This window comes from Serratia sp. HRI (assembly GCF_010119335.3).
GTDB lineage: Bacteria > Pseudomonadota > Gammaproteobacteria > Enterobacterales > Enterobacteriaceae > Serratia > Serratia nevei.
In genome coordinates, this window is sequence record NZ_CP083690.1 from 2472681 (window position 1) to 2497806 (window position 25126).

The 25126-nt window shown below is 61.4% G+C and carries 25 protein-coding genes and 1 pseudogene; 9 read left to right on the forward strand and 17 right to left on the reverse strand.

What is annotated here, in order from left to right; all coding sequences use genetic code 11:
• Positions 1-33: 33 nt before the first annotated feature.
• From GF111_RS11925 to tusA, 3 genes are all read right to left on the reverse strand, one after another.
• Complete coding sequence (locus GF111_RS11925) at positions 34-309, reverse strand: type II toxin-antitoxin system mRNA interferase toxin, RelE/StbE family (RefSeq protein ID WP_048232401.1); 276 nt, start codon at positions 307-309, stop codon at positions 34-36.
• On the reverse strand, positions 309-506 hold the full coding sequence (locus GF111_RS11930) for a hypothetical protein (protein WP_033649649.1): 198 nt from the start codon (positions 504-506) through the stop codon (positions 309-311). The genes GF111_RS11925 and GF111_RS11930 overlap by 1 nt, the downstream gene beginning before the upstream one ends.
• 61 nt (positions 507-567) lie before the next feature.
• The gene (tusA, locus tag GF111_RS11935) at positions 568-813 is read right to left on the reverse strand and encodes a sulfurtransferase TusA (RefSeq protein WP_025304890.1); all 246 of its coding nucleotides are present in this window, start codon (positions 811-813) and stop codon (positions 568-570) included.
• A 220-nt stretch (positions 814-1033) separates the two neighbouring features.
• Between tusA and GF111_RS11940 the strand changes: the two genes are divergently transcribed.
• From GF111_RS11940 to GF111_RS11950, 3 genes and pseudogenes are all read left to right on the forward strand, one after another.
• Positions 1034-1693 carry a 7-cyano-7-deazaguanine/7-aminomethyl-7-deazaguanine transporter gene (locus tag GF111_RS11940; RefSeq protein ID WP_047729415.1) on the forward strand — a complete coding sequence of 220 codons (660 nt, stop codon included), beginning with the start codon at positions 1034-1036 and terminating at the stop codon, positions 1691-1693.
• Positions 1694-1744: 51 nt separating this feature from the next.
• Positions 1745-2180 (forward strand): annotated as a pseudogene (locus GF111_RS11945) (GNAT family N-acetyltransferase).
• Positions 2181-2260: 80 nt separating this feature from the next.
• Entirely contained in the window at positions 2261-2824 is a 564-nt protein-coding gene (locus GF111_RS11950; protein WP_047729417.1) for a DcrB family lipoprotein, read from the forward strand.
• A gap of 35 nt (positions 2825-2859) precedes the next feature.
• Here the strand turns inward: GF111_RS11950 and glpC are convergent, their stop codons facing one another.
• The 3 genes from glpC to glpA are packed head-to-tail and all read right to left on the reverse strand — an operon-like array spanning position 2860 to position 6963.
• Positions 2860-4059: an anaerobic glycerol-3-phosphate dehydrogenase subunit GlpC gene (gene glpC, locus GF111_RS11955; protein WP_055317090.1), complete on the reverse strand. Its 1200-nt coding sequence runs from the start codon at positions 4057-4059 to the stop codon at positions 2860-2862.
• Positions 4056-5324 (reverse strand): glycerol-3-phosphate dehydrogenase subunit GlpB, encoded by a 1269-nt coding sequence (glpB, locus tag GF111_RS11960; protein WP_055313077.1) that lies wholly within the window; start codon positions 5322-5324, stop codon positions 4056-4058. Before glpB ends, glpC begins: the two co-directional genes overlap by 4 nt.
• Complete coding sequence (gene glpA, locus GF111_RS11965; protein WP_048795660.1) at positions 5314-6963, reverse strand: anaerobic glycerol-3-phosphate dehydrogenase subunit A; 1650 nt, start codon at positions 6961-6963, stop codon at positions 5314-5316. Before glpA ends, glpB begins: the two co-directional genes overlap by 11 nt.
• Before the next feature lie 364 nt (positions 6964-7327).
• On the opposite strand from glpA, the gene glpT reads away from it, so the two are divergent.
• Both glpT and glpQ read left to right on the forward strand, forming a co-directional pair.
• Positions 7328-8680, forward strand: coding sequence for a glycerol-3-phosphate transporter (gene glpT, locus GF111_RS11970; protein WP_047729425.1), 1353 nt, complete (start codon positions 7328-7330; stop codon positions 8678-8680).
• An 83-nt stretch (positions 8681-8763) separates the two neighbouring features.
• Positions 8764-9843, forward strand: coding sequence for a glycerophosphodiester phosphodiesterase (gene glpQ, locus GF111_RS11975; protein WP_015376272.1), 1080 nt, complete (start codon positions 8764-8766; stop codon positions 9841-9843).
• 217 nt (positions 9844-10060) lie between these two features.
• On the opposite strand, the gene yigL is transcribed toward glpQ, so the two are convergent.
• The gene (yigL, locus tag GF111_RS11980) at positions 10061-10858 is read right to left on the reverse strand and encodes a sugar/pyridoxal phosphate phosphatase YigL (RefSeq protein ID WP_047729429.1); all 798 of its coding nucleotides are present in this window, start codon (positions 10856-10858) and stop codon (positions 10061-10063) included.
• A 4-nt stretch (positions 10859-10862) separates the two neighbouring features.
• Entirely contained in the window at positions 10863-11906 is a 1044-nt protein-coding gene (pldB, locus tag GF111_RS11985; RefSeq protein ID WP_047729431.1) for a lysophospholipase L2, read from the reverse strand.
• A gap of 147 nt (positions 11907-12053) precedes the next feature.
• On the opposite strand from pldB, the gene rhtB reads away from it, so the two are divergent.
• The gene (gene rhtB / locus GF111_RS11990) at positions 12054-12674 is read left to right on the forward strand and encodes a homoserine/homoserine lactone efflux protein (RefSeq protein WP_025304879.1); all 621 of its coding nucleotides are present in this window, start codon (positions 12054-12056) and stop codon (positions 12672-12674) included.
• A gap of 46 nt (positions 12675-12720) precedes the next feature.
• Here the strand turns inward: rhtB and rhtC are convergent, their stop codons facing one another.
• The 3 genes from rhtC to pldA are packed head-to-tail and all read right to left on the reverse strand — an operon-like array spanning position 12721 to position 16108.
• Positions 12721-13341, reverse strand: a complete 621-nt coding sequence (gene rhtC, locus GF111_RS11995) for a threonine export protein RhtC (RefSeq protein WP_016929486.1) — start codon at positions 13339-13341, stop codon at positions 12721-12723.
• Between the two features lie 12 nt (positions 13342-13353).
• Positions 13354-15186: an ATP-dependent DNA helicase RecQ gene (gene recQ, locus GF111_RS12000; RefSeq protein ID WP_147190539.1), complete on the reverse strand. Its 1833-nt coding sequence runs from the start codon at positions 15184-15186 to the stop codon at positions 13354-13356.
• 43 nt (positions 15187-15229) lie between these two features.
• A complete protein-coding gene (gene pldA, locus GF111_RS12005) occupies positions 15230-16108 on the reverse strand; it encodes a phospholipase A (protein ID WP_038874113.1) in 879 nt (292 codons plus the stop codon).
• Positions 16109-16311: 203 nt separating this feature from the next.
• Here pldA and GF111_RS12010 point away from each other — a divergent pair, with 203 nt between their 5' ends.
• Entirely contained in the window at positions 16312-16782 is a 471-nt protein-coding gene (locus GF111_RS12010) for a thioesterase family protein (RefSeq protein ID WP_033649641.1), read from the forward strand.
• Between the two features lie 66 nt (positions 16783-16848).
• Entirely contained in the window at positions 16849-17736 is an 888-nt protein-coding gene (rarD, locus tag GF111_RS12015) for an EamA family transporter RarD (RefSeq protein WP_047729434.1), read from the forward strand.
• Between the two features lie 16 nt (positions 17737-17752).
• On the opposite strand, the gene corA is transcribed toward rarD, so the two are convergent.
• Positions 17753-18703, reverse strand: coding sequence for a magnesium/cobalt transporter CorA (gene corA, locus GF111_RS12020; protein WP_004934262.1), 951 nt, complete (start codon positions 18701-18703; stop codon positions 17753-17755).
• 446 nt (positions 18704-19149) lie between these two features.
• On the opposite strand from corA, the gene GF111_RS12025 reads away from it, so the two are divergent.
• Positions 19150-19623 carry a WbuC family cupin fold metalloprotein gene (locus tag GF111_RS12025; RefSeq protein ID WP_025160392.1) on the forward strand — a complete coding sequence of 158 codons (474 nt, stop codon included), beginning with the start codon at positions 19150-19152 and terminating at the stop codon, positions 19621-19623.
• A gap of 41 nt (positions 19624-19664) precedes the next feature.
• Here GF111_RS12025 and uvrD read toward each other — a convergent pair whose 3' ends face one another.
• The 5 genes from uvrD to dapF form a co-directional block, all read right to left on the reverse strand.
• Positions 19665-21827 carry a DNA helicase II gene (gene uvrD / locus GF111_RS12030; RefSeq protein WP_038874108.1) on the reverse strand — a complete coding sequence of 721 codons (2163 nt, stop codon included), beginning with the start codon at positions 21825-21827 and terminating at the stop codon, positions 19665-19667.
• Positions 21828-21905: 78 nt separating this feature from the next.
• The gene (yigB, locus tag GF111_RS12035) at positions 21906-22622 is read right to left on the reverse strand and encodes a 5-amino-6-(5-phospho-D-ribitylamino)uracil phosphatase YigB (protein ID WP_047729437.1); all 717 of its coding nucleotides are present in this window, start codon (positions 22620-22622) and stop codon (positions 21906-21908) included.
• Entirely contained in the window at positions 22622-23533 is a 912-nt protein-coding gene (gene xerC, locus GF111_RS12040) for a tyrosine recombinase XerC (RefSeq protein ID WP_033654013.1), read from the reverse strand. The genes yigB and xerC overlap by 1 nt, the downstream gene beginning before the upstream one ends.
• On the reverse strand, positions 23530-24243 hold the full coding sequence (locus GF111_RS12045; RefSeq protein ID WP_147190541.1) for a DUF484 domain-containing protein: 714 nt from the start codon (positions 24241-24243) through the stop codon (positions 23530-23532). Before GF111_RS12045 ends, xerC begins: the two co-directional genes overlap by 4 nt.
• Positions 24240-25064, reverse strand: coding sequence for a diaminopimelate epimerase (gene dapF, locus GF111_RS12050; RefSeq protein WP_038874096.1), 825 nt, complete (start codon positions 25062-25064; stop codon positions 24240-24242). Before dapF ends, GF111_RS12045 begins: the two co-directional genes overlap by 4 nt.
• Between the last annotated feature and the right edge of the window lie 62 nt (positions 25065-25126).

A 25126-nucleotide genomic window follows, 5' to 3' on the forward strand; every position in this document is an offset into this window, starting at 1 on the left:
GGAAACCCGGCATTATCGATTGCAGCGGCGATATTAAGGATATTGTCGGCGCGTATGTAAAACCCGCAACACCCGGATGTGAGTTTCCAGCACCTGGTAAACCAGGAGATAATGGGGATGCAGGGGGATTTCATGCGTGCCGTCCACTCTGCCGCGCCGGAAAATTCGAGGATGTCTGGCGGCGGGAATGACGGCCTCCATGATGAGAGCCTTCATTTTTCTGGCCGCCAGAGGGTTATCATTGGCGATAAATCCCACAATCTCCCCCAGATCCTGACGTGCGACTCGAGTCCATTCGATGTTGAGCATTATGCCTGCTTCGCTTTGATCCTGGCTTCTGCAGCAGCGATAACAGCATCCATTTCAGCCATCACGTCATCATGAGGAATACCGGGCCGTGGCTCATCCATGGCTTCCTGAACTCTTTCAAGAAACCAGCGCTCATAGCCCTGTGTACGCTCCTCATTTTCCATCTTGGCAACCGTAGGCAGCAGTAAAATACTCATCGTTTGTCCCCTTCGAACGCTCCCCAATCGCAGGGAGCTTATCTCACGAGACGATTAAAAACTATACACCTTTACGTAACAGATAACGGTATGGCGCCTGCTCGGTCTCCTGCGCCACCAACGTGTGTTCCATAAAGCGGCAGAACCCCGGAATATCGCGGGTGGTGGCCGGATCGTCGGCGATAATCAGCAGCGTTTCGCCGTTGTCCATATGGCGCACGGTTTTACGCACCATCATCACCGGTTCCGGGCAACGCAGGCCCAGCGCGTCGAGCGTCTGGTCTGCCTGGGCAAATAAGTCAGTCATGCAATTTTTCTCGTTCAAAAACGATCGGCGAACGCTCGCCGCATCTCATTAGCGCCTAGTTTACGCCGGTAGTTTTTCTGCGCAAGATGCGTTAACGTTTGCGTTAAATTTAACCATTGCATTGGTTGCGCAAACGCGTATCATGCCGCCGCGCAGCGTTTTTTGCTGTTTTGACAAGACACACTGGGTTCCCTCACCCCACTGCTAAAAAGGCTACAACATGTATTCGTTTACCGCACAGCAGCGCTTCACGGCGTTGGTCTGGCTTTCGCTGTTTCATATCGCCATCATTACCTCCAGCAACTACCTGGTGCAGCTGCCGATCACCGTTTTCGGCTTCCATACCACCTGGGGCGCCTTTACCTTCCCGTTTATCTTCCTGGCGACCGATCTGACCGTGCGCATTTTCGGCGCGCCGCTGGCGCGGCGGATTATCCTGGCGGTGATGGTGCCGGCGCTGTTCATCTCTTACGTGATCTCCACCGTCACCTATCAGGGAGAGTGGCAGGGATTCGCGGCGCTGGGCAGTTTTAACCTGTTCGTGGCGCGCATCGCCGTCGCCAGCTTTATGGCCTACGTGCTCGGCCAGATCCTCGACGTTCACGTCTTCAACCGCCTGCGCCAGCGCAGCGCCTGGTGGGTAGCGCCGGCGGCGGCGATGTTCTTCGGCAACATCAGCGATACGCTGGCGTTCTTCTTCATCGCCTTCTACAAGAGCAGCGATCCCTTCATGGCCAACAACTGGGTGGAGATCGCGCTGGTGGATTACAGCTTCAAGGTGATGATCTGCCTGCTGTTCTTCCTGCCGATGTACGGCGTGTTGCTGAACATGCTGCTCAAACGCATCGCGGCGCGCAGCGGCAGCCTGCAGCTGAGCTGAGCTGAGCTGAGCCGTGCTATTCTGGGCGGCCCTATCCTTTGGAGGCCGCTCATGACCCCAATCGTCCGCACCGCCACGCTCGAAGAAATCCACCGCCTTTACCAACGCATCCCCGAATTCGGCAGCCTGCATAGCCTGGCCGATCTGCAGCGGCGCATCGGCCCCGCCCCCGCCAGCCTGTTGATCGCCGAAATCGACGGCCAGCCGGCCGGTTTCAAGCTCGGTTATCAACGGCAGGAAACGGTGTTCTACAGCTGGTTGGGTGGCGTGCTGCCGGCCTTCCGTCGCCACAGCGTGGCGCAGGCCTTGCTGGCCGAACAGGAACGCTGGGCGCGGGCGCAGGGCTATCGCCAGCTGACGGTCAAAAACCCGTAACCGGTTCCGCGCCATGCTGACGATGCTGCTCACCCATCACTATCAGATTGTTCAGCTGGAAAAGAAAGGCGAAGTGGCTGATTATCGGCTATTACTGGAAAAAAACTTGTGACAACATCTGCCTTGCATTTCAACCTGGAATAGGTTGCGATACGACAGTGAATCCCTACCGGAAAGGAATAAGGAAGCCCGATGCGTAAAGTAGCGAAATTGATGGGTATCAGCCTGCTGGCGCTTGGCCTCGCGGCCTGCGACGGCAACACCAAAGACACCAAGGCAGCGCCAGACGGCGCGGCGGCCAGCGCACCGGCCGGGCAGCAGGTGAGCCTGCTGGACGGTAAACTGGCGTTCACCCTGCCGGTCGGCATGGCGGATCAGAGCGGCAAGCTGGGTAACCAGGCCAACAACATGCATGTTTACGCAGACAGCACTGGTCAGCGCGCGGTGATCGTGATCCTGGGCGACAAGACCGCCGACAGCCTGGAGACTCTGGCCAAGCGCCTGGAGAATACCCAGCGCGCGCGTGACGCCAACCTGCAGGTGATCACCAACAAGGCGCTCGACGTCAACGGCGTGCCGCTGCGTCAGCTGGACAGCATCATCACCAGCAGCGGCGAAAAAGCCTATTCCTCCGTCCTGATCGGCTCGCTGAACAACAACATGCTGACCATTCAGGTGACGCTGCCGGCGGACAATCAGCAGCAGGCGCAGACCGAAGCCGAAGGCATCATCTCCACCCTGAAGCTGAAGCAGTAATCCCACAGAGGGCCGGCTTGCCGGCCCTTGAGTTTTTACGCCAACGCCTGCGCCAGCAGGGCGATCGGATGTTCACAGCGCTTGCTGGTGGACATTTCTATCTGCCATTTGCAGGTCTCGCAGTCGGTCACCACCAGATCCACCCCGCTCTCTTCGATCTGCCGAAACAGCGGCGCGCCGATGCCTTGCGAAGTGGCGTAGTTCTCCGATTTAAACCCGTAGGTGCCAGCGATGCCGCAGCACTGGGAATCCAGCACCACCAGCTCCAGCCCCGGTATCTGCCGCAGCAGCTCCAGCGTGTAGGCGGTCCAGCCCATCTTCTCCATATGGCAAGGCGTGTGATAAGCCACCCGCAGCGGCGTGTGCTTCAGCGGCAGGCTGCGCCCCTGATTGATCAGGCGATAGAGATAGCGCGTCGCCAGCTCCACCCGATCGCGCACCGGGGTAGTGTCCACGTCCAGCAGATGGGGGTATTCGTCGCGCAGGGTGAAGGTGCAGCTCGATGAGGTCGCCACCACCGGAATGCCGCGCTCCAGCACCGCTTCATGCAGCGACTCGGCGTTGACCCTGGCCTGCTTTTTGGCCTGATCGATAAACCCGTTGGCAATCAGCGGCACGCCGCAGCATTTCTCGCGTTTCAGCAGCTGCACGCCGATATCCAGCGCGTTGAACACCCGGATCAAATCCTTGCCCAGCTGCGGATGGTTATAGTTGACGAAGCAGCCGTGGAAAAACGCCACCTGCTCGGCATAACGCTGCTGATCCTGGGCCTGTTGCCGGTACCAGCGGCGGAAAGTGCCGAACGAGTATTTCGGCAGCTCGCGACGGTGATCGATCTTCAGCGCCTTGTCCAACAGCTTGCGCACCGGTTTCAGCCCGGTAGCGGCGTTGACGATCGGCGCGAACGGCGTCGACAGCGAGCCCATGATGTCGGTGTGGCTGAGGATGGCGTCGCGCAGCGTCGGCTTGCTCTGGGCGAAGTCGGCGCGGGCGCGCTGAATGATGTCGCCGATTTTGACGTCGGACGGGCAGGCCACTTCACAACGCTTGCAGTTGGTGCAGTATTTCAGCGCTTCGTCGTACAGCGCCGGATCTTTCAGCCGCAGCCGCTCGCCGTCCGGCCCCGCCTGTTTTGGCCCCGGATAGAGCGGGTTCACTTTGGCGACCGGGCAGTAGGTGGTGCAGACGGTGCATTTGATGCAGCTTTCAAAGCTGTGGTCCTGATGCAGGCTCATGCGTTTTCCTCCGCGGCGATCTGCTGCGCGACGTGCAGCGCACCGATCAATGACACGCCGGCGCCGCAACCCTGCTGCAGCGGATCGTAGCCGCCGGCGACCGCGCCGATGGCATACAGATTGTCGAACGGCATTCCCTGCTTCATCGCCCGCAGCCTGCCGTCGGTGCGCACGCCAAACTGCAGATAAGGCTGCGGTGCAAACAGCTCGCGCCGGCTCCAGTCGGCGCGATCGGCGCGGCTGTGCACGTCCAGTCCGAAGATCGGCTCGCGCACCCCGTCGAAATCCGCCACCAGCCCGTTGCTGAAGAAGCTGCCGCTGGCCAGCACCACCTGCTGTGCCCGCAGCGGAATATCGCCGTGGTTGCGGGTATACAGGCCGGTGACACGGCCGGCTTCACACTCGGCGCGCAGCACGCTGTCGCCAGGCATGAAAACGCCGCCCAGCTGTTGGAAACGCCGCCGCAACGCCTGATGCAAGCGCATGCCGGGCACCGAAGGCGGCAGCGTCGGCAGCAGCCGGATCGGTTTGCCGACCGCATCCTGCAGCACCGCCAGCGACGCGTCGTCCTCCAATCCCAAACAGGCCGGCAGGAAGAGCGCGTCGGCCTCGCCCGCCAACCGCCGCAGCTCCTCGGCCATCGGCGGCAGGCTTTCCATCAAATCCAGCACCCGGGCGATGTTCACCGCGCGGAACTCACTGGGGTTATTGCGCAATCTGTCCAGCGCCGGCATGTGCAGATAGGCTACCTCCGTCTCTACGCCGAGCTCGCGGCTCAGGGAGTCGGCGGCCATCTGCGGCTGGAAGTCGAGGAACCCCTCGATGCCGATCACCGCGATGCGCCGCCACGGCAGTTGGCCGGTCAGCGGCAGCGTCGGGATCGCCTGCGGGCTGAGCCAGGTGGCGCGGCGCGTGCCTAGCGGCGTAATGCGCAAATGGTTATTGGCGCCCTCACCCTGCAGCTGCAGCCCGCAGCGCGCCAGCAGCCGCTGTGCGGCGGCGGACAACGCCGCCACCCGACCGGGCCCGATCAGGGCATACGGATGCTGCGGCGCCTGCTGCGCCAGCTGCGGTAGCGCCGCCAGCGGCATCTCGACCGGCGTGCCGTCCGGCAATCTCGCCAGCAGATCGAGCGAGCCGGAGGAGAAGTAGAGCGCGCTCTGGCCGGAACTGACCACCGCGCAGCGTTTGCCCTGTTCGGCCACGGCAATGGCGCAGCTCAGGCCCGCCAGGCCGCCACCAATCACCACTACGTCAAATCGCATCATCCGCCTCCTGCTCCTTGTCGGCCTGGGCCTCAAGCCCGCATAACCCCTGGTAAACCCAACTGGTAAATTCACTCTCACGCAGCGCGTCGCCCCAGGCGATCGGCCGTACGCCTTTCCACCGTTCGTTGAGGAACTGCGACAGCTGCGCAATGGACTGCTGCGGCGTGCTGACCTTGAAGCGCGTCAGCAGCCCGGCGGCGCGGCAGGCGCAGAGTTCCCCCTGGCAGGTGCCCATGCCGACGCGGGTGCGGCGGCGCAGATCCACCAGGTTATTGACGGTCAACGAGTTGACCGCATAGCGCACTTCCCCGGCGGTCACCGCCTCGCATTCGCACACCAGGCTGGTGTCGAGCCGATCGGCCGCCGGCACCTGGCTGGCGCGATCGCCGTGGCGGTAAATTGCCGAGCCGCGAATGCTGGCGGGCAGAGAAACCACGCTGCGCACCGTTTCCTCTGCCGACTGGCGGGAGCCGGGCAACGCATCCTGCGCGGTGGTGCACGGGCGGTTTACGCCAAGCTTTTCACACACCTTGTCGGTGGCCCACTCCGCCATCAGGCGGTAGGTCATCAGCTTGCCGCCGGTGATGGTGATAAACCCTTCCAGCCCGTCGCGAGCGGCGTGATCGAGCAGCACGATGCCGCGGCTGACGTTGCGCCCGCTGGGATCGTCGTCGCTGGCCACCAGCGGCCGCACCCCGGCGTAGGCGCGCAGAATGCGGGTCTGCGCCAGGGTGGGCGCCAGCAGCGCTCCCTCGCGGATCAGAATGTCCACCTCCTGCGGGGTCACCAGCATGTTGTCAATTTGATCGTAATCGATATGGGTCGAGGTGGTGCCGATCAGCGAGATGGTGTCACCCGGCACCAGGATGTCGGCGTCTGCCGGTTTGCGGCAGCGGTTGATCACCATGTTGTTGATGCGGTGGCCGAGGATCAGCAGCGCCCCTTTGGCCGGGAACATGCGGATGCGCAAGTCAGCGTATTCGGCGATCTGCTGGCCCCAGATGCCGGCGGCGTTGACCACCACCGGCGCATGCAGCTCATAACGCCGCTGATTCTGATGGTCGTAAACGCGCACGCCCGTCACCCGGTCGCCGCTGCGCAGCAGCCCCACCACCTGGTGGTAGGTCAGGATCTGCGCGCCGTGTTCACGCGCATCCAGCATGTTGGCGGCGGTCAGCCGGAAGGGATCGACGGTGCCGTCCGGCACCCGCACCGCGCCGATCAGCGCCGGGTTGGCCGCCGGCTCCAGGCGCAGCGCCAGCTGCGGGTCGATCGCTTCGGCGTCGATGTCGGCCTGGCGACAGGCGGCGATAAACTGTTGCTGATAGTCCAGCGAGTCCTGCGGCAGGGTGATGAACAGCCCATCGGTGCGCTCGATGCAGTGGTGGGCAATGCGTTTCAGGATGCGGTTCTCTTCGATGCACTCGCGCGCCGACTCGCCGTCGGTCACCGCATAGCGCGCGCCGCTGTGCAGTAAACCGTGGTTGCGGCCGGTGGCGCCGGTGGCGATGTCGTGGCGCTCCAGCAAGATGCAGCGCAAGCCGCGCCGCGCACAGTCGCGGGCGATGCCTGCACCGGTGGCACCGCCGCCGATGATGATCACATCCGTTTCGCCGCCGTCAAAATAGCTGCTCATGTCGCTCCCTCAGGATCGGTAGTTATGAGCCTATTGAGCCACGGTTATTAGGGTCTTTGTTTGATAAGGAACAATAACGAACATGAAACGAAATAAAAATGTCCACAAAAAACCATCAATGTGATCATAATCACGATTTTTGGACGTTTTTCTATTTCATAACGTTAACGAATCGCTCAAAATCCGCCGTGGTTTCATGAAAGTGTAACAATTGCGCCATTCGTCACAGCGACACCAGGCGTATTTGATGACAATGGCGCTCGTTATGGAACACAAAAACACCACATTCGATATCCGCTCAATCATCAAATGAACGTAAAAGGTCATATTGATGTGATAACAGATAAAGCCATCGGAGGCGCTCATGTTGAGTATTTTTAAGCCGGCCGCACACACCGCCCGTGTGCCGAGCGATAAGGTAGACCCGCTCTACCGTAAGCTGCGCTGGCAAATTTTCCTGGGGATCTTCTTCGGTTACGCCGCTTACTATCTGGTGCGTAAGAACTTCACCCTGGCCATGCCTTACCTGATCGAACAAGGCTTCAGCCGCGGTGACCTCGGCTTCGCGCTGTCGGGCATTTCCATCGCCTACGGCTTCTCCAAATTCATCATGGGTTCGGTCTCCGACCGTTCCAACCCGCGGGTGTTCCTGCCCGCCGGCCTGATCCTGGCGGCGGCGGTGATGTTGTTCATGGGCTTCGTGCCATGGGCCACCTCCAGCATCGCCATCATGTTCGTCCTGCTGTTCCTGTGCGGCTGGTTCCAGGGCATGGGTTGGCCGCCGTGCGGCCGCACCATGGTGCACTGGTGGTCGCAGAAAGAACGCGGCGGCATCGTTTCCATCTGGAACTGCGCCCACAACGTGGGTGGCGGCCTGCCGCCGCTGCTGTTCCTGCTGGGTATGGCCTGGTTCAACGACTGGCACGCGGCGCTGTACATGCCGGCCTTCGGCGCCATCCTGGTGGCCCTGATCGCCTTCGCCCTGATGCGCGACACCCCGCAATCCTGCGGCCTGCCGCCGATTGAAGAGTACAAAAACGACTATCCGGACGACTACAGCGAAAAAGACGAAGAAGAGCTGACCGCCAAGCAGATCTTCATGCAGTACATTCTGCCGAACAAGCTGCTGTGGTACATCGCGGTCGCCAACGTGTTCGTCTATCTGCTGCGTTACGGCATTCTGGACTGGTCGCCGACCTACCTGAAAGAAGTGAAACACTTCGCGCTGGACAAGTCGTCCTGGGCCTACTTCCTGTATGAATACGCCGGTATCCCGGGCACCCTGCTGTGCGGCTGGATGTCAGACAAAGTGTTCAAAGGCAACCGCGGCGCCACCGGCGTGTTCTTCATGACGCTGGTGACCATCGCCACCGTGGTGTTCTGGATGAACCCGGCCGGTAACCCGACCGTGGACATGATCTGTATGCTGGTCATCGGCTTCCTGATCTACGGCCCAGTGATGCTGATCGGCCTGCACGCGCTGGAGCTGGCGCCGAAGAAAGCCGCCGGCACCGCCGCGGGCTTCACCGGCCTGTTCGGCTACCTGGGCGGCTCGGTTGCGGCCAGCGCCATCGTCGGTTACACCGTGGACTTCTTCGGTTGGGACGGCGGCTTCATGGTGATGATCGGCGGCGGCGTGCTGGCGGTTATCCTGCTGCTGCTGACCATGCTGAACGAAAAGAAACACCACGCGGAAATCGCCGCCAAGCGCGGTTAAGCGTCACACGACTTTTGCATGATTTAAAGGCCGCCCTGCGGCCTTTTTACTACCCTGCCCCCAACAACACGGAGAAAAACGGAATGCGGACTCAAGTCAAAGCCCTGCTGACAGGGATCATTCTCGCCACCTCGATGGTCAGCGCCGCGCAGGCGGCGGACAAAGTGGTGATCGCCCACCGCGGCGCCAGCGGCTACCTGCCGGAACACACCCTGCCGGCGAAAGCGATGGCCTACGCCCAGGGCGCCGATTACCTCGAACAAGATCTGGTGATGACCAAGGACAACGAGCTGGTGGTACTGCACGACCATTACCTCGATCGCGTCACCGACGTCGCCGAACGCTTCCCGGACCGCGCGCGCAAAGACGGCCGCTACTACGCCATCGACTTTACGCTGGCGGAGATCAAATCGCTGAAGTTCACCGAAGGCTTTGAAATCGAAAACGGCAAGAAGGTACAGGGTTATCCTGGCCGCTTCCCGATGGGCAAATCCGACTTCCGCGTACACACCTTCCAGGAGGAGATCGAGTTCGTGCAGGGTCTGAACCATTCGACCGGCAAAAACATCGGCATCTACCCTGAAATCAAGGCGCCTTGGTTCCACAAACAGGAAGGCAAAGACATCTCCAGCAAAGTGCTGGCGGTGCTCAAGCAGTACGGTTACACCGGCAAGAACGATAACGTCTACCTGCAGTGCTTCGACGCCAACGAGCTCAAACGCATCAAGAACGAGCTGGAGCCGAAGCTGGGCATGGATCTGAAGCTGGTGCAGCTGATCGCCTATAACGACTGGCAGGAAACCTACGAGCAGAAAGCCGACGGCAAGTGGGTAGAATACGACTACGACTGGATGTTCAAGCCGGGCGCGATGAAGAAAATCGCTCAGTATGCCGACGGCATCGGGCCGGACTACCACATGCTGGTCGTGGCGGATCAATCCAAGCCGGGCCACATCGTGCTGACCGACATGGTGAAAGAAGCGCACGCCAGCAAGCTGGCGGTGCACCCGTTCACCATCCGCGCCGATGCGCTGCCGAAGTACGTGACCGACGTGAACCAGCTGTATGACGTGATTTACAACCAGGCCGGCGTCGACGGTGTGTTCACCGACTTCCCGGACAAGGGCGTGCAGTTCCTGCAGAAGCAGGGCCAGCACAAGTAATGCCAAGGGCGCCGCAAGGCGCCCTTGGATTGCTGACAAAGAAGGAAAAAGCGTGGTTTTTCCTCCTTTGTGGATATCAGTCGAAAATCAATAAATTGATTTTCCTTGTTTTTTTAGATATTGCCTTCTGTCAGCTCGGCAACGTCATCCGGTTTATGATTGACTTTAAGGGCGCCGCAAGGCGCCCTTGTTATTTCAGAGAAACGGCCGGGTTATTTCAGAGGAACATCTTGCGCAGGTAGTGCGGCACCGCGTTATCGACGTTGGAGCCGATCACTTCCAGCTCCGGCAGCATATCCTTCAGGCGCTGATGCGCGTCGCGCATGATGCAGCCCTTGCCGGCCATCGACAGCATCTCCAGATCGTTCATGCCGTCGCCGAAGGCGATGCACTCTTGCAGCGTATAGCCGATGATTTTGGCCACTTCTTCCAGCGCATGCCCTTTCGACACGCCGCCCGCCATCACTTCCAGGCAGGTCGGGAACGAGAAGCTGACATTGACCCGATCGCCCCAGCGCGCGTTGATGGCATCTTCCACCTGCAGCAGCCGCTCGTGATCTTCGCAGGTGAAGTAGACCTTACAGACGCCGTCGGTTTCAAGCAGGCCCGGCTCGAACAGCTGATATTTGAATACGGATTCTCGGAAGAACTCTTCCTGCTCAGGGCTTTCGCGGTTGATGAACCAGTCATCGTTACGGTAGACGTTGGTGGTGATCTCCGGATCGTCGTGCAGCATACCGTACAGATCGCGGGCGATATCCCCGTCCAGGTTATGGCTGAAGATCAACTCGCCGGCGGTGTTGTGCACCCGCGCGCCGTTGGAGGTGATCATAAAGGCGCTGATCTCCAGGCTATCGCGGATCTGCGCCACGTCGATATGGTGGCGGCCGGTGGCGAACACGAAATGCACGCCGCGCTGGGTCAGCAACTTCAGCGTTTCTTTGGCGTACGGCGACAGGGTATGGTCGGGAGACAGCAGAGTGCCATCTAAATCGGAAGCGACGACGTGATACATAGCGTTATGTTCTAACCTCTGATGGAGTTGTCGGCGGCAGCGCGCCGCCTAAGTGTTGAGCAAAGAAGCGCAGGATTGCGTTCAGTGCTTCGGCGCGCATCGCGTCCCGCTCGAACAGGATCTCATGGCGTGCGCCGTTGATAACCCACGGGAGCCCCCCTTCGCAAGGGCGCCCCGCGTCTGACAGAGCCTGACAAAAAGCCTGATGCGAACGGTTGTCGACCACCCGTTCCTCACCGGCCTGCAAAAGCAACAGCGGCGTTGTTATCTCCCCGGCCTGAGCGATAATCTGCCGGCCGGCGCGGATGCTCTCCCGCACCCAATGGTAGGTCGGCCCGCCCACCTGCAGCTCGGGGTAATCGGCGTAATAGCGCAGGCTGCGCCGATAGCGCTCGCGGCTGTGGGTCAACACGTTGACCACATAAGGCAACGGACGCCACTGGCCGGTGCCCACCGCGTAGTAGTCGCGGATCGCCGGGCGGCTCTCCGCCCAGTCGAGGATGCGGTCGGCCAACCAGACCGGCATCGGCAACTGGATGCCGAACATCGGCGCGCAAAACGCCGCCGCGTCGAATGCCTGCGGCCGACGCTGCAGGAACTGCGCCAGGATCGCGCCGCCCATCGAATGCGCCAGCGCGAAGCGCTGCCGATAACCGCGCGATTCGACCTCGCGCTGCCAAAGCTGCTCGAAATCGTCCACATAGTCGGCGAAGTTTACCACATGACCGCGGTGCGTATCCGCCAGTAAACGGCCGGAGCGCCCCTGGCCGCGATGATCGACGATCACCACGTCGTAACCGCAGTGGAACAGATCGTAGGCCACCTCGGGGTATTTCACGTAGCTTTCGATGCGGCCGGGGCTGACCACCACCACCCGCTGATGTCGCGCGGAGCGAAAACGCACAAAGCGGATCGGCACGCCGTCCACGCCGCTGAACTCGCCCTCTTCCCGCAGCCGCCAAAAATCCAGCAGCGGCCCGGTGGCGAAGGCAGCGAACTGCGTTTCACGCGTTAACCAGTCATCGGAGCTGAGAGTGAACGAGGTCATCGAGAGCGTTTTCCCTGTGGGGCCGGCGGAAAATGTGACCGCTGGCACAAGAAATCATACTAGCGTATTGTGATTCAATTCTTACAAAAAACGGCGCCGCCTCGGCGCATTGTGGCACAAAACGACACTTTCAGGGAGCCGAGAACCATGACCTTGGACTGGTGGTTAACCTACCTGCTGACCACGCTTATCCTCAGCCTGTCCCCCGGCTCAGGCGCCATCAACACCATGAGCACCGGCATCAGCCACGGCTATCGCGGCGCCGCCGCGTCGATCGCCGGGCTGCAGGTCGGGCTGAGCGCACACATCGTACTGGTGGGCATCGGCCTCGGCGCGCTGATTTCTCAATCGCTGCTGGCGTTCGAGCTGCTGAAATGGCTGGGCGCCGCCTACCTGGTGTGGCTCGGCATCCAGCAATGGCGCGCCGCCGGGGCGCTGGATCTGCATGCGCTGGCGGGCAGCATGCCGCGCCGCCGTCTGTTCCGCCGCGCGGTGCTGGTCAACCTGACCAACCCGAAAAGCATCGTGTTCCTCGCCGCGCTGTTCCCGCAGTTTATCTTGCCCAATCAGCCACAGGCCGAGCAGTATCTGGTGCTCGGCGTCACTACCGTGGTGGTGGATATTCTGGTGATGATCGGTTACGCCACCCTGGCGACGCGCATCGCCGGCTGGCTGAGAACGCCGCGCCAGATGCAGCTGCTCAACCGGGTATTCGGTTCGCTGTTCATTTTGGTGGCGGGGCTGCTGGCGACCGCCCGCAAAGCCTGACAAAAAAGGCCGGGCATCGCTGCCCGGCCTTTTTTGTCACCGCCGGTCAGCGGGTAAAGATCAGGTGTAACCCGAAGCCGGTAAACAGCACGCCGGCTACCCCGTCGATCCACTTGGCCAGCCGCTGGTAGCCGCGGCGCATCGCCGGCAGCGCGAACACCACCGCCACCAGGCTGAACCAGACGAAGGTCTCGGCGACGATCAGCAGGAACAGTCCCCAGCGCGCCCCGGCGCCGACGCTGTCGCCGACGAACAGTGAGAACACGCTGCCGAAATAGATCACCGCTTTCGGGTTGGACAGATTGGTCAGGAAGCCGCGAATAAAGCTGCGCCCGGCCTTCGGCAACGCCACCTGGGCCTCCGCCGCCGGCTGCGCTTGCTGCGCCCGCGCGGAACGCAGCAGCTGCCACCCCATCCAGCACAGGTAAATGCCGCCGCCGACCATGATGATCTGATGCAACCAGGCCATCTTCTGCAGGATCAGATGCAGCCCCATCAACGCCACGCCGGCCCATACCACGATGCCGAGCGAAATGCCGACCACGCCCATCATCGCCTCGCGGCGCGAGCGGCTGGCGGCGGTTTGCGACACGAAAAAGAAGTCCGGCCCCGGGCTCATCAGCGCAATCAGATGTACCAGCGCCACGGTGAGAAACAACATCAGCATGATTTATCGCCCTCAGTCTTCATCATTGTCGAGATGGTCGCGGATCATCGCCATAAAGGGCGCGCCGAAACGCTCCAGTTTGCGCTGGCCGACGCCATTGACGCTCAGCAGATCGCCGGCCTTGATTGGCATCTGTTCGGCCATTTCCAGCAGCGTGGCGTCGTTGAACACCACGTAGGGCGGAATGTTTTCTTCGTCGGCGATCGATTTGCGCAGTTTGCGCAGCTTGGCGAACAGCTTGCGATCGTAATTGCCGCCGTAGGATTTCTGGTTGGCGCTGCTGCGCGACTTCAGGCTCTGGATGCGCGGCACCGCCAGCTGCAGCGCCACCTCACCGCGCAACACCGGGCGCGCCGCCTCGGTCAATTGCAGCGCCGAGTGCATGGCGATGTTCTGGGTGATAAAGCCCAGGTGGATCAGTTGACGCAGCACGCTGGTCCAGTGTTCGGTGGTTTGATCGCGGCCGATGCCGTACACCGGCAGCTTATCGTGGCCGTATTCGCGAATGCGTTGGTTGTTGGAACCGCGCAGCACTTCCACGATGTACCCGAGGCCGAAGCGCTGGCCGACGCGGTACACGCAGGACAGCGCCTTGCGCGCGTCCTCCAGCCCGTCGTAGCGCTTGGGCGGATCGAGGCAAATGTCGCAGTTGCCGCAGTTCTCGTGCTTGCCTTCGCCGAAGTAGTTGAGCAGCACCAGACGGCGGCAGGTTTGCGCCTCGGCGAACGCGCCCATGGCGTTCAGCTTGTGGCGCTCGATATCCAGCTGCTGTCCGGCGGGTTTTTCCTCCAGGCAGCGGCGCAGCCAGGCCATGTCGGCCGGATCGTACAGCAGGATGGCTTCGGCCGGCAGGCCGTCGCGCCCGGCGCGGCCGGTCTCCTGATAATAGGATTCGATATTGCGCGGGATATCGAAATGCACCACGAAGCGCACGTTGGGTTTATTGATGCCCATGCCGAAGGCGACGGTGGCCACCACCACCTGCAGATCGTCACGCTGGAACGCTTCCTGCACCTGCGCGCGGCGATCGTTGTCCAGCCCGGCGTGGTAGGCGCCGACGCTCAGCCCGCGGCTTTGCAGACGCGCAGCGGTGTCTTCCACCTTGGCGCGGCTGTTGCAATAGATAATGCCGCTCTTGCCGCGCTGATCCTGCACGAAGCGCCACAGCTGATCGAGCGGCTTGAATTTTTCCACCAGCGTGTAGCGGATGTTCGGCCGGTCGAAGCTGCTGACCTGCACCAGCGGGTTCTGCAGCGACAGCAGGCGCACGATATCGCCGCGGGTGGACTCGTCGGCGGTGGCGGTCAGCGCGATCACCGGCATCGACGAGAAGCGCTGTTTCAGCTGACCCAGCGCGCGATATTCCGGCCGGAAGTCATGGCCCCACTGCGAAATACAGTGCGCCTCATCCACCGCCAGCATCGCCGGCGGACAGTGATCGAGCAGGCTGAGGAAGCTTTCCATCATCAGCCGTTCCGGCGCGATGTACAGCATCTTGATGGTGCCGTTGCGGCAGCCGGCCATAACGTCCAGCTGCTCCTCGCGGGTTTGCGTCGAGTTGTAGCAGGCGGCGGAAACGCCGTAGGCCAACAGTTGGTCGACCTGGTCCTTCATCAGCGAGATCAACGGGGAAACGACCAGCGTCAGGCCGTCCATCACCAGCGCCGGGATTTGGTAACACAGCGACTTGCCGCCGCCGGTCGGCATCACCACCAGGCAATCCTGCCCGCCGATCGCGGCGTTGATAATCGTTTGTTGGCCCGGACGGAATTGCTGGTAGCCAAAGGTATCGCGCAATACCTGCTCGGCCAGCAACTCTCTGTTAATCACTGCTGCGGTTGACACACACTTCCCCATTTTTTCATCGGTACACACCCACCGGGTATGATTACATAATATCGTTCAGCATGACACCAACGCCCACCCGTGTCTGCCGGAAGTTGTAGTCGATCAGCGATTCGCCGTAGCCGCTGAACACCTGGGTATAGAAGCGCACGTTGCGGGTAATCGGATAGCTCCAGCCCAGTTCCGCGCCGCCGTAGCCGCTGTTCCAGTTGTAGTGGCTGTCGACGCTGAACACGCTGTCGCCCCAGGCGTAACCGACCTTCAGCCGGTAGTATCCCATGTATTTGGTGATGTCCGGGTTGTCGTCGTTGCTCGAGCTCTCCGAGAAACGGAACCAGGGCTTGAGATCCACCTGCCAGTTGCCGTTTTGCGCCATCAGCCGCGCATAGCCGCGATTCCAGCTGCGCGACGTCGGATCCGAGCGGCCGTTAGACTGATGATTAACGCCGATTTCAACATCGCGCAGCGTCCAACCGGCAAAGCGGTAATCGGTCGCCCACCCCACGAACAGCTGCGGCTCGTAGTTGGTTTCGCGGAACGGCGAAGACTCGCCGCGGTTGGACAATTGCCACCAGGAGCGCTGAGTATAAGACGCGCCGAGCACCGAGCTGTCGCCGGCAATGCCCCGCCACAGCGGAAACGCCAGGCTAAGCTGGTATTTCACCTCGTCCTTGCGCGCCTTGTCGGCCCAGTTGTACGTCTTGATGGCCTCTTTGTTGATATCGCTGGTGTCGGTGTACAGCAGGTAATTGGGATCGTAAGGATACAGCGTGAACGGATTATCGTGCTCCTGCAGCAGGTTGGCGATAATGCTGCCGCGCACCGCCGGCTTATCGTGAATCTGCTGCTCTTTGGCTTCCTCAGCCAATGCCAGCGCCGGCATCAGCAGCGTGGCGGAAACGATCCCTGACAAAATGCGCATAACCTCTCCTCACTCCAACGAAAAAGGGCAAGCCCGGAAAAAATCAGGCCATTTTACACACAAAGGGGGCTTTACCGCAGCGCAGGTCGGTTTTATTGGAATAGTCTGGTAAGCAACAAAGGTTAAGCATAAAATCAACATTCCATTAACCTGGACTGACCAGTTAGCTCCCTTAAAACGCAAAAGAAAAACGGAAACCCGCTATGTCGACCACACCACTGACCCTGGAAGCCGCCCGCCGCAAGATCGGCGAAATCTTTGTCTACCACATGCCGTTCAACCGCGAGCTTGGCCTGGAGCTGCGCCGCTTCGACGATGATTACGTCGAGCTGAGCTTCACCAACCAACGCAAGCTGGTGGGCAACGCGGCACAGGAAATTCTGCACGGTGGCGTGATCGCCGCAGTGCTTGACGTCGCCGCCGGATTGGCCTGCGCCGGCGGCGTGCTGACGCGCCTGGAGCCGCTGATCGAAGAGGAGATCGCCGCCAAGCTGTCGCGCATGGGCACCATCGATCTGCGCGTCGACTACCTGCGCCCCGGCCGCGGCGAGCACTTCGTCGCCTCCGCCAGCGTGCTGCGCAGCGGCAACAAGGTCGCCGTCGCGCGCGTAGAGCTGCATAACCACGACGGCCTGCATATCGCGAGCGCCACCGCCACCTATCTGGTCGGCTGATGATTGTGTGCGGTGAGCGTCTTCAGTACACTCACCGCATCTTACGTTCCCCACCCGAGTGACGTCATGGACGCAAAGCAAACGCGTCAGGGTATTTTCTTCGCCCTGGCCGCCTATTTTATGTGGGGCATCGCCCCGGCCTATTTCAAACTGATTCAGCAAGTGCCCGCCGATGAGATCCTCACCCACCGGATCATCTGGTCGTTTTTCTTCATGCTGGCGCTGATCTCGCTGGGCCGCAGCTGGCCGAAAGTGCGGGCCGCCTGTCAAAATCGCAAACGGCTGCTGCTGCTGGCGGTCACCGCGCTGTTGATCGGCGGCAACTGGCTGCTGTTCATCTGGGCGGTGAACAACCACCATATGCTCGAGGCCAGCCTGGGCTACTTCATCAACCCGCTGGTTAACGTGCTGTTGGGGATGCTGTTTCTCGGCGAACGCTTCCGCCGCATGCAGTGGGTGGCGGTGGCGCTGGCGTTCACCGGGGTGCTGGTACAGCTTTGGCAGTTCGGCTCGTTGCCGATCATCGGTCTGGGGCTGGCGTTCAGCTTCGCCTTCTACGGCCTGCTGCGCAAGAAAATCGCCATCGACGCCCAGACCGGCATGCTGATCGAAACGCTGTGGCTGCTGCCGGTGGCGGCGGCCTATCTGTTCCTGTTCACCGACAGCCCCACCAGCCACCTGAGCGCCAACCCGTGGTCGCTGAACCTGCTGCTGGTCGCCGCCGGCATCGTCACCACCGTGCCGCTGCTGTGCTTCACCGCGGCGGCCACCCGGCTGCGCCTGTCGACGCTCGGTTTCTTCCAGTATCTCGGCCCGACGCTGATGTTCCTGCTGGCGGTCACCTTCTACGGCGAAACCGTCGGCCAGGACAAGCTGGTGACCTTCGGCTTTATCTGGGCGGCGCTGATCCTGTTCACCCTCGACGCGCTCTATACCCAGCGCAAGCTGCGCTGAGCCCGGCGCCGCCGGGTTACAGCCAGTTCTTGCGCTTGAAGTACAGGTAAGGGGCCAGGCCGGCCAGGATCATCAAGGTGATGGCACCCGGGTAGCCGAACGACCATTTCAGCTCCGGCATGAATTCGAAGTTCATGCCGTAGCTGGAGGCCACCAGCGTTGGCGGCAGGAACACCACCGACACCACCGAGAAGATCTTGATGATGCGGTTCTGCTCAATGTTGATGAAGCCCATCGCCGCCTGCATCAGGAAGTTCACCTTCTGGAACAGCGATTCGTTGTGCGGCAGCAGGGATTCGATGTCGCGCAGCACTTCACGCGCCTGCTCCAGCTGGCCGGTCGGCAGACGCGCCTTGCGCACCAGGAAGTTGAGCGCGCGCTGGGTATCCATCAGACACAAACGCACCTTCCAGCCGATATCTTCCAGCTCCGCCAGCGTCGACAGCGCGGCGTCGTATTCGTCGCCCTGATGCCCTTCCATGATCACCCGGCTGAGCTGTTCCAGATCGCTGTAGATGTTCTCTATCTCGTCCGCCAACTGCTCAATCTTGGTTTCGAACAGATCCAGCAGCAGTTCGTAGGCGTTGCCTTCGAGCATGGTCTGGTTGCGGGCGCGCATGCGGTACAGGCGAAACGCCGGCAGTTCACGCTCGCGCAGGGTATACAGGCGGCCATCGCGGATGGTGAACGCCACCGTGGAGTTGCCGGCGTGATCTTCCGCATCTTCAAAGTAGAAGAAGGAGTGGATATGCAGACCGTCTTCGTCTTCGAAGAAACGGGCGGAGGCTTCGATGTCGTCCAGCTCGGGACGCGTCGCCAGGCTTTGTCCCAGCTCATTCTGCACGCGCTCACGCTCGCCCTCTTCCGGCTCGACCAGGTCAACCCACAGCGATGACGTGAGATCATCCGAGTCGTCCAGCTCCAGACGGGACAAGCGGCGGTTATCTAATTTAAAAGCGCTCAGCATGTGCCAAAACTCCGTGAAGGTAACGGGTGTGGACAACGCGTTGAAGCACAGAAACAGAGGGGATGCGTATCACCGATTTGTTTCAGACCATGAAGAGATCTGACTCATAGCGACGCTTTGCGGGGTCGCCGACAACCACGAAGGCTATCAGCAAAAACGGAGAGCCTTAGAAGTTATACCTGCGGCGCAGGTCAGTGAGCCAGTATCTACTGGGTGTGTCCAAGGCGTCTGTCCTCAATGATAATAGTGCGCGCATGTTACGCCGAGAGGAAAAAGCCTGTCAACACGTTAGGCGGGATAATTGCGCAACAAATCATCACGATGATCAATGGTAAAAATGGCGCTTAAACCGTGCTGAAAAAAGTCGCGGCGATCGCTTACCACCACCAAGAATGTTGTTAATATGACATCACCCTAATGGTACGACAAGCATGCGGATTTAAATGATGAAACAGATTACCGCCCATGAACTGACCGCGATGAGCGAACAGGCCGCCAGCGTGGCCCGCCTGCGCGCGCACCGCACTTTACACGAAGAGTTGAGCGACCCGGTGCAACGCCTGGCGATCGCCATGGAACCCGGCACCTATATCCGCCCGCACCGTCACCCGCAAACCTGGGAATTGCTGACGCCGCTGCGCGGCCGTTTTGTCGTGCTGCAGTTCAACGATGACGGCGTCGTGACGCAACGCACCTTGCTCGGCGAAGAAACCAAAGTGCTGGAGATGCCGGCATTTACCTGGCATGCGGTGCTGTCGGTCGATGCCGGCGGCGTGGTGTTCGAAGTGAAGCAGGGCCCGTATCAGGCGCTGACCGAAGAGGACTGCATGCAATGGGCACCGCAGGAAGGCGGCGAAGGCACCGAAGCGGTGATGCGCTGGTATGCCACCGCGCAGGTCGGCGATCGCTACCCTCACTGATAACGATTGCAGGGGCGTGCCCCTGCAACTCTCCCCGCTCTTTATACCGTTTCCAGGCGAGCGTAGGCCGCCACCAGCCACTTGATGCCCTCGCCCGGGAAAGCGATCTGCAGCCGGCTGTGCTCGCCGCTGCCCTCCAGATTGACGATGGTGCCTTCGCCAAACTTGGGGTGGCGCACGCGCTGGCCCAGCTTGTAGCCGGTATCGTTCTCACTGATCGGCGTGCCCATGCGGCGGTGATTGACCGGGCGCGATACGCTGGCGCGCAGGCGCACTTCTTCCACGCACTCTTCCGGCAGCTCGCCGATAAAGCGCGACGGCCGGTGGTAAACCTCTTTGCCGTACAGACGGCGCGTTTCGGCATAGGTCAGCGTTAGCTTCTGCATGGCGCGCGTTACGCCCACATAGGCCAGGCGGCGCTCCTCCTCCAGACGGCCGCCTTCATCCAGCGACATCTGGCTCGGGAACATGCCTTCTTCCATGCCGACGATAAACACCAGCGGGAACTCCAGGCCCTTGGCGGAGTGCAGGGTCATCAGCTGCACCGCGTCCTGATAGGCGTCGGCCTGGCCTTCGCCCGCCTCCAGCGCCGCATGCGACAGGAACGCCTGCAGCGGCATCAGATCCTGATCTTCTTCCTGATAGCTGAACTGGCGCGTTGCCGTCACCAATTCCTCAAGGTTTTCGATGCGCGCCTGCCCCTTTTCGCCTTTCTCCTGCTCATACATGATGAACAGCCCGGAATCGCGGATCACCCGGTCGGTCTGCACGTGGAGCGGCATGTCGGCGGTTTCATGCGCCAGCGACTCCACCAGTTCGATAAAGCGCTGCAGCGCCGACGCGGCGCGGCCGGCCAACACTTTGTCCTGCATCAGCTCGCGCGTCGCCTGCCACAGCGTCAGCTGACGATCGCGCGCCGCCTGGCGCACCACGTCGAGGGTACGATCGCCGATGCCGCGCGTCGGGGTGTTGACCACGCGCTCGAAGGCCGCATCGTCGTTGCGGTTGGAAATGAGGCGCAGGTAAGCCAGCGCATCCTTGATTTCCTGGCGTTCGAAGAAGCGCTGGCCGCCGTAGATGCGGTACGGCATCGCCGTCTGCAGCAGCGCCTCTTCCAGCACGCGCGACTGGGCGTTGCTGCGGTACAGGATGGCGCAGTCGTTCAGCGCCCCGCCGTTGTCCTGCCAGGTCTTGATGCGGTTGACCACGAAGCGCGCTTCGTCGAGTTCGTTGAAGGCACAGTAGATGGAGATCGGTTCGCCTTCGCCGCCTTCGGTCCACAGGTTTTTGCCCATGCGCCCGTCGTTGTTGGCGATCAGGGTGTTGGCCGCTTTCAGGATGTTGCTGGTGGAACGGTAGTTCTGCTCCAGGCGGATGGTTTCCGCACCGGGGAAATCTTTCAGGAAGCGCTGGATGTTTTCCACCTGCGCGCCGCGCCAGCCGTAGATCGACTGGTCATCGTCACCGACGATCATCACGTTGCTGTTGCCGCCCGCCAGCAGACGGATCCAGGCGTACTGGATGCTGTTGGTATCCTGGAATTCGTCCACCAGCACGTTGGTGAAACGTTCGCGGTAGTGGTTGAGGATATGCGGCTTGTTCAACCACAGCTCGTGCGCGCGCAGCAGCAGCTCGGCGAAATCCACCAGCCCCGCGCGATCGCAGGCTTCCTGATAGGCCTGATAGATGCGCAGCCAGGTGGCCTCTACCGGATTGTTGTAGGTCTCGACGTGCTGTGGCCGCAGGCCCTCGTCTTTCTTGCCGTTGATGTACCACATCGCCTGACGCGGCGGCCACTGCTTCTCGTCGACGTTCAGCGCCTTGATGATGCGCTTGAGCAGCCGCAGCTGGTCGTCGCTGTCGAGGATCTGGAAATCCTGCGGCAGGTTGGCTTCCAGGTGGTGGGCGCGCAACAGACGATGCGCCAGGCCGTGGAAGGTGCCGATCCACATGCCGCCCTGGCTGGTGCCGATCAGATGTTCGATACGGTGGCGCATTTCCGCCGCCGCCTTGTTGGTGAAGGTTACCGCCATAATCGAATACGGCGAACAGTTCTCCACCGACAGCAGCCAGGCGATGCGATGCACCAGTACCCGGGTCTTGCCGCTGCCCGCCCCGGCCAGAACCAACAGGTTGCTGCGCGGCGCCGCCACGGCTTCACGTTGTTTTTCATTCAGGCTGTCGAGCAGATCGGAGACGTCCATAGGCACCACTAATGGTTAAGGGAAAACCCGCCGCTGACGGGTTTTTCACTGGAAATTTATACAGAGTTCTGGCAGGGATTATAACAATGCTGTCAGCGATGCCAACTGCGAAATCTCAATATGCGGCAGCAGGCGGCTGTCGGCAGCCTGCATCAGGCAGCGTTGCCGATCGTTGATCCAACAGGCCTGCAGCCCCGCGCGCAGCGCACCGGCGACGTCGGTAGTCAGATCGTCGCCCACGTGCAGGATCTGCTCGGGCGCCACGCCCAGCCGCTCGACGGCCAGGTGGTACATGTCCTGGTACGGTTTGGCGCGCCCGTCCGGCCCGGAGCGCAGCACGAACTGGAAATAGCCGTCCAGGCCACACTGTGCCGGATCGGCGTTGCCGTTGGTGATCGCCACCAGCGGATAGCGCGCGGCCAGCGCCTTTAGCGTGGCGTGGGTCGCTTCCGGTACCTCGATGCGGCTGCGCCACAGCGCGAAGTTTTGCATCGCCGCATCGGCCCCGATCGCCGCGTCGGCATCGCGCAGCCCCTGCCGGCTCAGCGCCAGATGAATGGCGCGCCAGCGCCACTGGGTGACGTCGTGGTAGATCTCCGGATCCTGTTCGCGCAGCTCCTGGCGCAGGTGGTGAAAATCCGCCGACTGGAAGCTGTTCAGACCGGGATGGTAGCTCTGCAGGAAGGCCACCGACTGTTGTTCGGTCTGTCTAATCACCGGGCGATTGTCATACAGCGTGTCGTCCAGATCGAAAGTCAACGCCGCCAGCGGGCGCAGCGGGCGATAAAAATGCATCAGGATTTCCCCCGTTTGGCGCGCGGATGCGCGGCATCGTACACGTTCGCCAGATGTTGAAAGTCGAGGTGGGTATAAATTTGCGTGGTGGTCAGGTTGGCGTGGCCGAGCAGCTCCTGCACCGCGCGCAGATCGCCGCTCGACTCCAGCATGTGGGTAGCGAAGGAGTGGCGCAGCTTGTGCGGGTGGATATGGCTGTTGACGCCCTGTTTCACACCCCATTCGGCGAAGCGCTTTTGCACGTTGCGCGTCGAAATGCGCCGCCCCTGATTGGACAGGAACATCGCGTCATCTTCCGGCCCGAACAGATCGCGCATCGCCAGCCAGTGTTCCAGCCAGGTGACGGCGGTGCGCCCGATCGGCAATTTGCGCTCTTTGCTGCCTTTCCCCATCACCCACACCTCGCCGGCGGCCATGTCGACATGGCGGCAATCCAGCCCCACCAGCTCGGAGAGGCGCAGGCCGGCGCCGTACATCACCTCCAGCATGGCGCGATCGCGCACCGCCAGCGGATCGTTGAGATCGATCTCCAGCAGCTGGTTCATTTCATCGACGTCGATGTTTTTCGGCAGATGGCGGCCGCTACGCGGCGTGCGGATGCCTTTGGCGGGGTTGGCGTGCAATACGCCCTGGCTGACCAGCCAGTCGAGGAAACTGCGCAACGAAGAGAGCCGCAGCGCCAGGCTGGCGGACTGCAGGCCGGCGCGTTTGCTGCGCGCCGCCAGCATGCGCACCCGGGCGGCGTCCAGCGCCGTCCAGTCGGTGACGCCGATCTCCTGCGCCAGGCGCATCAGCGCCGCCAGCTGGCGCGAATAGCTGAGCTGCGTCAGCGGGCTGAGTTGCCGTTCTACCTTGAGATAACGCAGAAAAGCGTCCACCGGCTGCTGCAGGCTGGGCGCAATCGGCGTCATGCGCGTTCGACCCAGCGTTCCAGCAGTTCCGGCAGCATGCGCGCCAGTTGATTGAGCATCACCGTGCCCATGCCCTGCTGATAGTGTTGCGTATCGCGGCTGCTGAAGATCACCATGCCCAGTTCGCCGTCGTCGCCCAGCATCGACAGCGCCACCGAGCCAATCTGGCCAATCTGTTTGGCCTGCGGCAACAGCAGCAGCAGTTCGGGGCCGTTCAGGCCGCCGAGGTAGTGTTGTTCGCTGCCCAGCCGCTGAATGCGGAACGGCTCGAACGCCGAACGCGTCAGCGCTAGGTGGGTGAAGTCGGAAGGCGCGCCGATCTTCCAGCGTTCGGCAAACAGGCGCACCGTAGCACCGGCCAAACCGAAGCCGCGCGCCCAGCGCTGCAGCCGGTTGAGCATGTCCTGCAGGCTGTCGGCGGTGGCCAAATCGGCCTGCAGGTGCAGCAACCGGGCGAACAGCCCTTCGTTGGCGCTGGCCTGTTCCATCAACAGCGTGATCTCTTCTTCCAGCCGTTCGATGTGATTGCGCTGGCGGGCCAGATGCCATTCCACCAGCGAAACGGTGCCGCGCACCGGGTGCGGCACGCGCATCTGCTCAACCTGGCGTACGTTGCGAATAAAGAAATCCGGGTTCTGCAGCAGATACTGCATCACGGTGTCGTCATCCAGCGCCAGGCCGGCGACGCTCTGTTCTTCTACGCTCTTCATAGATGAATAAATCCGTCATAGACATGGGTTGCCGGGCCGGTCATAAACAGCGGGTTGCCCGGCCCTTTCCAGCGAATATGCAGGCTGCCGCCCGGCAGTTCTACATGCACCTCTTCTGACAGCAATTCCTGTTGGATCCCCACCGCCACCGCCGCACAGGCGCCGCTGCCGCAGGCCTGCGTTTCGCCGGCGCCGCGCTCGTAAACGCGCAGCTTGATGTGATCGCGGCTGACCACCTGCATAAAGCCGATGTTGGCCCGTTCCGGGAAGCGCTCATGCCCTTCCAGCACCGGCCCAAGCAGCTCCACCTTGGCGGTTTTTACATCATCCACCTGCAAAACACAATGCGGGTTGCCCATCGACACCACGCCGCACAGCACGGTCTGTTCCGCCACGCGCATGATGTAGGTCTTTTCGGCCTTGGCGGCGCGGAACGGCACCGCCTGCGGATCGAAGTTCGGCTCGCCCATGTTGACGCACACCAGATCGTCGTCGGTGACGCTGAGCACCATGCGCCCGGTTTGGGTGCTGACGCGGATATCGCGCTTGTTGGTCAGCCCTTTCAGCCGCACAAAGCGCGCGAAGCAGCGCGCGCCGTTGCCGCACTGCGCCACTTCGCTGCCATCGGCGTTGAAAATTCGGTAGTGAAAATCCAGCTCGGGATCGTAAGGCGGTTCTACCACCAGCATCTGGTCAAAGCCGACGCCCAGGTGCCGATCGGCCAGCCGGCGGATCAGCTCAGGTGAAAAATAGACATTCTGTGTAACGGCATCGACCACCATAAAGTCGTTGCCCAGACCGTGCATTTTGGAGAACTGCATATCATACTCCGCTATCTGGACGCGCTATCCGTCTTGATTTTGCGGCGGCGCTCGCCACCGCA